The 7140-nt window shown below is 60.5% G+C and carries 9 protein-coding genes; 6 read left to right on the top strand and 3 right to left on the bottom strand.

The features are described from left to right. Window positions 1–623 (top strand): serine hydrolase (locus JWR14_RS23465; protein ID WP_299712717.1); only part of this gene is annotated, 623 nt, incomplete at its 5' end. A gap of 46 nt (window positions 624–669) precedes the next feature. Here JWR14_RS23465 and JWR14_RS23460 read toward each other — a convergent pair. Beyond that, complete coding sequence (locus JWR14_RS23460) at window positions 670–1380, bottom strand: YrzE family protein (RefSeq protein ID WP_299712714.1); 711 nt, start codon at window positions 1378–1380, stop codon at window positions 670–672. A 205-nt stretch (window positions 1381–1585) separates the two neighbouring features. Between JWR14_RS23460 and JWR14_RS23455 the strand changes: the two genes are divergently transcribed. After that, complete coding sequence (locus JWR14_RS23455; protein ID WP_299712711.1) at window positions 1586–1936, top strand: response regulator; 351 nt, start codon at window positions 1586–1588, stop codon at window positions 1934–1936. A 14-nt stretch (window positions 1937–1950) separates the two neighbouring features. Here JWR14_RS23455 and JWR14_RS23450 read toward each other — a convergent pair whose 3' ends face one another. Then, window positions 1951–2796 carry a phytanoyl-CoA dioxygenase family protein gene (locus tag JWR14_RS23450; protein ID WP_299712720.1) on the bottom strand — a complete coding sequence of 282 codons (846 nt, stop codon included), beginning with the start codon at window positions 2794–2796 and terminating at the stop codon, window positions 1951–1953. Between the two features lie 318 nt (window positions 2797–3114). On the opposite strand from JWR14_RS23450, the gene JWR14_RS23445 reads away from it, so the two are divergent. From JWR14_RS23445 to JWR14_RS23430, 4 genes are read left to right on the top strand one after another with little or no spacing between them, the layout of a single operon-like run. Beyond that, a complete protein-coding gene (locus JWR14_RS23445; RefSeq protein WP_299712708.1) occupies window positions 3115–4188 on the top strand; it encodes a fatty acid desaturase in 1074 nt (357 codons plus the stop codon). Window positions 4189–4220: 32 nt separating this feature from the next. Further along, entirely contained in the window at window positions 4221–4571 is a 351-nt protein-coding gene (locus JWR14_RS23440; RefSeq protein ID WP_299712705.1) for a non-heme iron oxygenase ferredoxin subunit, read from the top strand. Further along, the gene (locus tag JWR14_RS23435) at window positions 4568–5821 is read left to right on the top strand and encodes an FAD-dependent oxidoreductase (RefSeq protein ID WP_299712702.1); all 1254 of its coding nucleotides are present in this window, start codon (window positions 4568–4570) and stop codon (window positions 5819–5821) included. Before JWR14_RS23440 ends, JWR14_RS23435 begins: the two co-directional genes overlap by 4 nt. Beyond that, the gene (locus JWR14_RS23430) at window positions 5818–6687 is read left to right on the top strand and encodes a sugar phosphate isomerase/epimerase (RefSeq protein ID WP_299712699.1); all 870 of its coding nucleotides are present in this window, start codon (window positions 5818–5820) and stop codon (window positions 6685–6687) included. Before JWR14_RS23435 ends, JWR14_RS23430 begins: the two co-directional genes overlap by 4 nt. On the opposite strand, the gene JWR14_RS23425 is transcribed toward JWR14_RS23430, so the two are convergent. Beyond that, on the bottom strand, window positions 6677–7140 hold a 464-nt coding region (locus JWR14_RS23425), incomplete at its 5' end, for a substrate-binding domain-containing protein (protein WP_299712696.1). The genes JWR14_RS23430 and JWR14_RS23425 overlap by 11 nt on opposite strands.

Genomic DNA, 7140 nt, shown 5'->3' with positions numbered 1-7140 from the left:
GGGACCCGCGGCGAGACGGTGAGGAACCGGAGACGGTGATCAGCTTCCTTGCTTCGCTGCCCAAAGGCACGGGGGAGCACGGTGGTCCTTTCCACTACTGCTCACCCAATTCTGACGTGCTTGGCCTAGTGATCGAGCGCGCCTCCGGCACGCGTTACGCAGACTTTGCGGCCACGCGTCTATGGCAGCCGCTGGGGTTGCGACACGACGGCTGCGTCACCGTGGACCTCGTCGGCACCGCGCGCTCGGGCGGCGGCCTGAGCATGACGGTGCGTGACCTGGCGAGGATCGGCGAGTTGGTGCGCCTCGGCGGCGTGGTGGACGGGCGCAGATTGATAAACGCAGACTGGATGAAAGACACACTCTCGGGCGGAAGTGCCGAGGCATGGCGACAAGGGTCCTTCTCAGCCTGGTTGCCGAACGGCAAGTACCGCAACAAGTGGTATCAGGTCGGCAACGCCAGCGGAGCCTGCTTCGCGATCGGCATCCATGGCCAGTGGCTATACGTCGACCCGTTGCGAGAGACGGTGATCGCCAAGTTCTCGTCACAACCGGAACCGACCAATAACGATCTCAAGTACCTGAATCTCACATTGCTCGAAGCGATCGCGGCGATGACGTGAGGAAGGCCGGTCGAATCGACCGGCCTTCCTTCAGCAAGTGGTCAACTCAGGAAACCCTGCGCCGTCCCAATCCATCGGTCACCACTGCGTCATCGCGCGCCGACCCGCCGCCTTCTTCGAACGGCGGTTGATGGCGGAAACCCGCGCTTCCGGACACCACCGCGATGATGGCGCCCACCAGCAGCGCCGCAAACGAGTACCACGTCGCGCGGGCAATGCCACGCGCGGCCGTGTGCGCCGCTTGCATTGCGTCCTGCTGGGCATCGACGCTTGCCGTGGCCGAGGCTGCCCCATCCAGCACCGCCTGCGCCTGCTGTTTGGCGGAATCGGCGAGCGACCCAGTCACTTGATTGCCTTGACCACTCGCGGCCGCCCCGACGTTCGCCGTAGCCACCGCGACATTGCCCGCCACGCTGACCGCCCCGCCAATAATCGATGTCATGCCATAGAGCAACAGCAAGGTCATCACTGCCCACGCGAGCAAACCGTGCAGCCATCCGAGCACCGGCGCGCAACGCCCTGCAAAGTACGAACCGACAAACACGGCCAGAACGGTTGTAACAATCACCCACACGCCCGAGCCAAATCCAAACACGCGCCCAGGATTCGGCTGTGACATGGGTGCCAGAAGCGACGCGCCTATCGCGGTCCCCAGCACGCTCATGATCAGGTAAACGATCAGCGACAGAATCACGCCGGCTATGACCGCGCCCCACGAGATACGGGGCAAGCCATCTTGAGTAGTTAGGAGTCGCATAGTGTCCCCTCGGAACGGAAAATCGATTGTCGAACGAATTGCCGGCGACGCTGCGCCGTGCACCCGCTCAGTGCAATCGCCGTTCCCACACTGTGGGGCCGATCAAAGCTGGCATCTTCGTTGCAAGGTGTTCAGAGCGAACGCGCGATCTCGTTCGGTTCATCTGCTTCCACATCATCAACATCCGCTTAATACCGAGGGAATCGTGCACATCCTGTTTATTGATGACCATAAAGATTCAGCCGACGCGTTTGGCGAAATAGCGTCCGGCCTGGGGCACAAGGTTCAAGTTGCGTACGACGGCCGCTCGGCGATGGCGCTCACGCAGACGCAGAGTTTCGATGTCGTGTTCTTCGACATCGAGTTACCCGACGCCGATGGCCGGGAGCTTTGCCGGCGGGTACGCAACGAAGGGGCGTCCCGCGACGCGTGCGTGATCGCGGTGACCGGCAGGACCGATCTCAAGGACAAGGACCTGGAACCGTTCGACGGTTATCTGCATAAGCCAATCAGCCCGGGCGCTTTGGAGCACGCGCTGAAATTCTCGGAAGGCTGAATCACCGCATGGCGTTACCGCGCGGCGTTCTTGCGACCCTCGGCGTTCGTCGCAACCGCAATCGCATCGAGATTCTGCGGATACGGGAAGTTCAGGCCGAGCAACTGTCTCATGGTCGGGCTGGCGTTCTTCACGAACGCTTCGCCGACCATCGCGCGCAGGTCTTCCATCGGCTTGATGAATTTCGGCAGGTATTGAATCAGCACCGCGCTGCGATCCCGCGTGCTGTGGTTTGGCATCGCGCAGTGCCACGTCGCACCAAAGAAAACGATAGCGTCGCCGGGCTCCGCTTCCATGCGCTCGCAACGTTCGAAGAAGGCGTCACCCTCGCCGGGATAACGCAATTCATGCTGCGTATGCGGCACAAAAGCCGTCGCACCGGTCTGCGCCGTGAACGGATCGAGCGGAATGGTCACTTGCGCGTTGAGCGGAAAACTCGTGTTGATGGCGAGCGGAAATGTTGTCGGCGAGTGAAAATCCCAGTACGGGTAATCGATATGCGGTTCCTGTCCGGGACCGTCAGGCAAGATCCGGTTCGCCGCGATTGACCCCATGATGAAGTCATCGCCCAGGAATAGCCGCATGGCCGCGACGATCGCGGGCTGCTCCGCCATCTCCGAAAACACATCGCCTTTCGCCAGCAGATTCCACACACGCCGCTGCAAATGCAGCCGCTGATCTTCGGCCGCCTGACCCTGGAAATGCGTGACCGTCTGCGCGCGGTCCTGCGAATGCTCCATCACTACACGCCGCGCCTCGGCCACTTGCGCCGCGCTGAACACGCCGCGAATGCGTACTGCGCCCGGACCGCGCAGCAGCGCTTCGACCACACCTTCAGGCGTCACCGCGCCGACTTCCATGCTGTTCACAACTGTCTCCTTGACGATCATTGCAGCACTCCGGCCGCTAATGGACACAAGCATAGAAGACCGCTTGTGCCAATGCAAAGAAAATTTCACTCATCGGTTTGATGGAATTTAATTTCTATTTTGGAAAGCCATAGCCAATGTGGCCCGCAGCCGTGCTTGATGGGAATCCATCATTTTTTTGAGTGAGCAGCAGGCAGCGGTCATCTATCGTTCTCTCAACAAGAAGGCCGCCCGGTGGAGATGACTGACGGGAAGCGCTCAAACATCGCTTAAACGTTGTTTAAACATAATTAAGCAGGAGACAAGCCCATGTCCTCGACTCCCGATCTCAGCGGCGGCGATGCGGCAAAACCCGCCCTCACCGACCCGGCAATCGACGAGCGTATTCACGAGCAGTGGTACCAACCGCGCATTCCGCGCGCCGTGCTGAAAGAGCTGATGAAACGCAGCGACGCCGAAGGCCTGCGCAACTTCGTACCCTGGTTGTTACTGCTGGTCGCGTCGGGTTGGGTGGCCGCGCTCTGCTGGGGTACGTGGTGGGCCGTGCCGGCCTTCCTCGCCTACGGCACGATCTATTCGTCAAGCGACGCCCGTTGGCACGAACTTGCACATGGCACGCCGTTCAAGACGCGTTGGCTCAACGACGCCTTCTATCACCTGTCTTCGTTCATGACGATCCGCGAAGGGTACTGGTGGCGCTGGAGCCACGCACGTCATCACACGCATACGTACTTTCAAGAGCGCGATCCGGAGATCCAGGTCGCACGGCCGACGCAGGTCTGGCCGATCATCATCGATTTCTTCGGACTGCTGGGTACTTCGCTCGAGATCCGCAAGGTCGTGCGGCATGCGTTCGGCCGCGTAGACGCCGCCACCGATGCGTTCCTCCCCGCTACCGAAAAGCCAAAGATGATCTGGTCATGTCGAATCTATTTGCTGGTGGTCATCGGCACGATCGGGCTTGCTATCGCACTCCGTAGTTTCCTGCCGCTGATGTTCGTGTGGACGCCGCGCTATTACGGCGGCTGGCTGCATCAGTTGCTTGGGCTGACGCAGCATGCGGGCCTCGCGGTCAACGTGAAGGATCATCGGCTCAACACACGCACGGTGTACATCAATCCGGTCTACCGCTTCCTGTACCTGAACATGAACTACCACCTCGAGCACCATCTCCTGCCGATGGTGCCATTTCATGCGCTGCCGCGTCTGCACGAAGTCATCAAGGATCAGCTTCCACCTGCTTATCCGAGCCTCTATGCGGTGTATCGCGAGATGGTGCCCGCGTTATGGAAACAGCGTTCAGAGCCGGATCATGTGATCGAGCGCAAGGTGCCGGGTGAAAGCGCCCCGCATGGAACATTTGCGGCCCAGTCGGGCATCTGAACCTAAACAACTCCAACAACCCGGAGGCCCTTGTGGCTGTTGAAACGAATGACATCGAATGGGTCGTGGCCTGCGCTGCCAGTGAGATCGCCGAAGAAGACGTAATCCGTTTCGATCACGCCGGCGCGAGTTACGCGGTGTATCGGATAGCCGAGGGTTTCTTTGCATCGGATGGGTGGTGCACGCACGAACGCGCGCATCTCGCCGATGGCTTCGTGCTTAATCGGGAGATCGAATGCCCTCTGCATCAGGGACGATTCGATATTCCGACCGGCAAGCCCAAAAGCCCGCCCGTCTGTGTGCATTTGAAGACTTACCCCGTGCGTATTGAACGCGGCGAGGTGTTGCTCGGTGTACCGCCGCAAGCGAAGGCAGCGTCATGAAAAGCCGACCCGCGATGGTGATCATCGGCGCCGGGCAAAGTGGAGCACGCGCCGCCCATGCATTGCGCGACAACGGCTGGGACGGCGGGATCACGCTGCTCGGCAATGAAGGGGTTGCACCTTATGACAGGCCACCGCTCTCAAAGGCCGTGCTGCTCGGTCAGAAAACCACGGCGCAATGTGCACTATATGACGAGGCGTTTTATGGCGAGCAACGCATCGACCTGCGTGTCGATGCGGGCGTGCAAGAGATCGATCGCGCCGCGCGCAAAGTGGTTTTAAGCGATGGGCATACCGTCGCTTATCAGCGTCTGCTGATCGCGACCGGCGCGGCGCCAAGGCACCTGAGCGTACCCGGCTCAACGCTTGAGGGCGTGCATGTCTTGCGCACGGCTGCAGACGCGTCGAGCGTGCTCAGCGAGTTATTGCCGGGGCGGAAGATCGCGATCGTGGGTGCGGGTTTTATCGGGCTGGAGATTGCCGCAACTGCAATTGCTCGAGGGTGTGAGGTAATCGTGATCGAAGCAGCAGCGCGTGCGCTCATGCGTGCCGTGCCGGAAATCGTCGCGGCGTATCTGGTGGAACGGCACAAGCAGATGGGCGTGGACGTGCGCTTCGCCGTGCAGGTCGACCGGGTCATCGGATCGAATACAAAACGCGTCACGGGTGTGAAGCTCTCCGACGGCACGACCATCGCATGCGATTGCGTGATCGCCGGGATTGGCGTAAAGCCGCGCACCGAGCTGGCGGAAGCGGCGGGTATCGACGTAGCCGATGGCATTGCCGTGGACGACACGTTGCGCACCAATGATCCGCACATTTTCGCCGCGGGCGATGTCTGCTCGTTTCCGCATCGACTGTTCCGGCGGCGCATGCGGCTCGAATGCTGGAAGAACGCGGAGGACCATGCGCGCATTGTCGCGCGCAACATGCTGGACCGCGGCGAGACCTATTCCGAAGTGCCGTGGTTCTGGTCCGATCAATACGACATGACCATACAGATTGCAGGCATGCCCGCATTCGGCGTCACTTCCGTCGTACGCGAAACGAGCGCCGCATCGCGGGTCTTCTTTGCACTGGATCGCGATGGCGTGCTGGTGGGCGCAAGTGGTGTTGGACAAGCGAGCGAGATCGCGCGTGACGTGCGAGTAGCGCAGGAGTTGATTGCGAGGCGGGCATGTATTGAGCCTTCATTGCTTTCGGATCGAAGCGTCAAGCTCAAGCCGCTGCTTGCCGTGGAGGCGCTATGACGCAACGGCTCGACATCTATCAGTCGCTATGGGCAATGGAGCGCCGTCACACCGACGGTCATGAGCGCTCGCTTGAAGACAACGTAACGATGATCGCGCAAGCAGGTTTTAACGGCGTCAGTGCGGGTTATGCATCGCGCGATGACGTGCGACGGCTTAGCGGCTTGCTAAAGCCGCTCGGTCTGCAAGCGGAAGGACAATGTTTTCCGAGCGCGGTAGATGACCTGCAACCCATCCTTGAAATAGCCACCGAGTTCGGTGTGCACCACATCGACTTGCAGCCGGACGTACGGCCACGTCGGCTGGATGAAGCGCTCAAGTTGATCGATGGATGGACGCGACTCGCCGAGCAGGTGGACTTCCCGGTGTATATCGAAACGCACCGGGACCGCATGACGACCGACCTGCATTTCACGCTCGATCTGCTCGACGCCCGGCCTGATTTGAAATTGCTCGGCGATATCTCGCACTATCTCGTCGGACGTGAATTCGCGGTGCCCGTGTCCGATGAAAACCATGCGGATATGCACCGGATTCTCGACCATTCGTGGGCGTTTCACGGCCGCGTCGCGAGCCGTGAGCAAGTACAGATCGAGATTTCGTTCGAGCCGCACCGGATCTGGGTGGACCTGTTTCTCGACTGGTGGTCTTACGGCTTTGCATCGTGGCAACGACGCGCCGGTCCCGACGACACACTGGTCTTCACGTGCGAACTCGGACCCAGGCCTTACGCAATCATCGGCCGCGATGGCAATGACACAACCGACCGCTGGGCCGAATCATTGCTGATGCGCGACTGGATTCGCGATCTCTGGAACGGCCTGAGCCTCAAGGAAAAACCCGCGCCGCTAGCGCTTAGTCGCTAAGCGGCAGGTTTTCACGTAACAACACCGTGACCGGAATCTGCTGTGGCAACGCCACGCCGGGATCGCGATGATAGTGCCGCAAGATGATTTCGATGGAACGCATTGCTTCGGCGGCCGGGTTCTGGTCGAGCACGGCGTCGAGCGTTCCTTCAATGAGCAAGCGCCGCGAAATGTCGTTGAGTTCGTGGCCCACGAATACGGTCGAACGAACCCGGTCGAGCGCCTGGAGCGCCGCGCCAACGCCTTCGTCGCCGACTGAAATGTTATAGATCCCGCGCAGGTCGGGATAGCGCCGGAAGGCGTCGCGAGTCAGGCTTTCGGTGACCGCCGATTGCTCGCGGCTCTCGACCGTCTCCACGATGTCGCAGTTAGGGAAACGCCGCCTCAGTACCGAGCGGAAACCGCTTTCGCGTTCTTCATGGCCGAGGAAATCATGCATGCCCGTCATCACGA

It is taken from the genome of Caballeronia sp. (assembly GCF_028292365.1).
Lineage (GTDB): Bacteria > Pseudomonadota > Gammaproteobacteria > Burkholderiales > Burkholderiaceae > Caballeronia.
This window is presented reverse-complemented; position numbering and strand designations above follow the sequence as displayed.

Bases quoted from the DNA above. Each gene is read 5' to 3' on its own strand.
- JWR14_RS23460 (WP_299712714.1), bottom strand. From the start codon at position 1,380: ATGCGACTCCTAACTACTCAAGATGGCTTGCCCCGTATCTCGTGGGGC.
- JWR14_RS23450 (WP_299712720.1), bottom strand. From the start codon at position 2,796: ATGGAAGTCGGCGCGGTGACGCCTGAAGGTGTGGTCGAAGCGCTGCTG.
- JWR14_RS23445 (WP_299712708.1), top strand. From the start codon at position 3,115: ATGTCCTCGACTCCCGATCTCAGCGGCGGCGATGCGGCAAAACCCGCC.
- JWR14_RS23435 (WP_299712702.1), top strand. From the start codon at position 4,568: ATGAAAAGCCGACCCGCGATGGTGATCATCGGCGCCGGGCAAAGTGGA.
- JWR14_RS23430 (WP_299712699.1), top strand. From the start codon at position 5,818: ATGACGCAACGGCTCGACATCTATCAGTCGCTATGGGCAATGGAGCGC.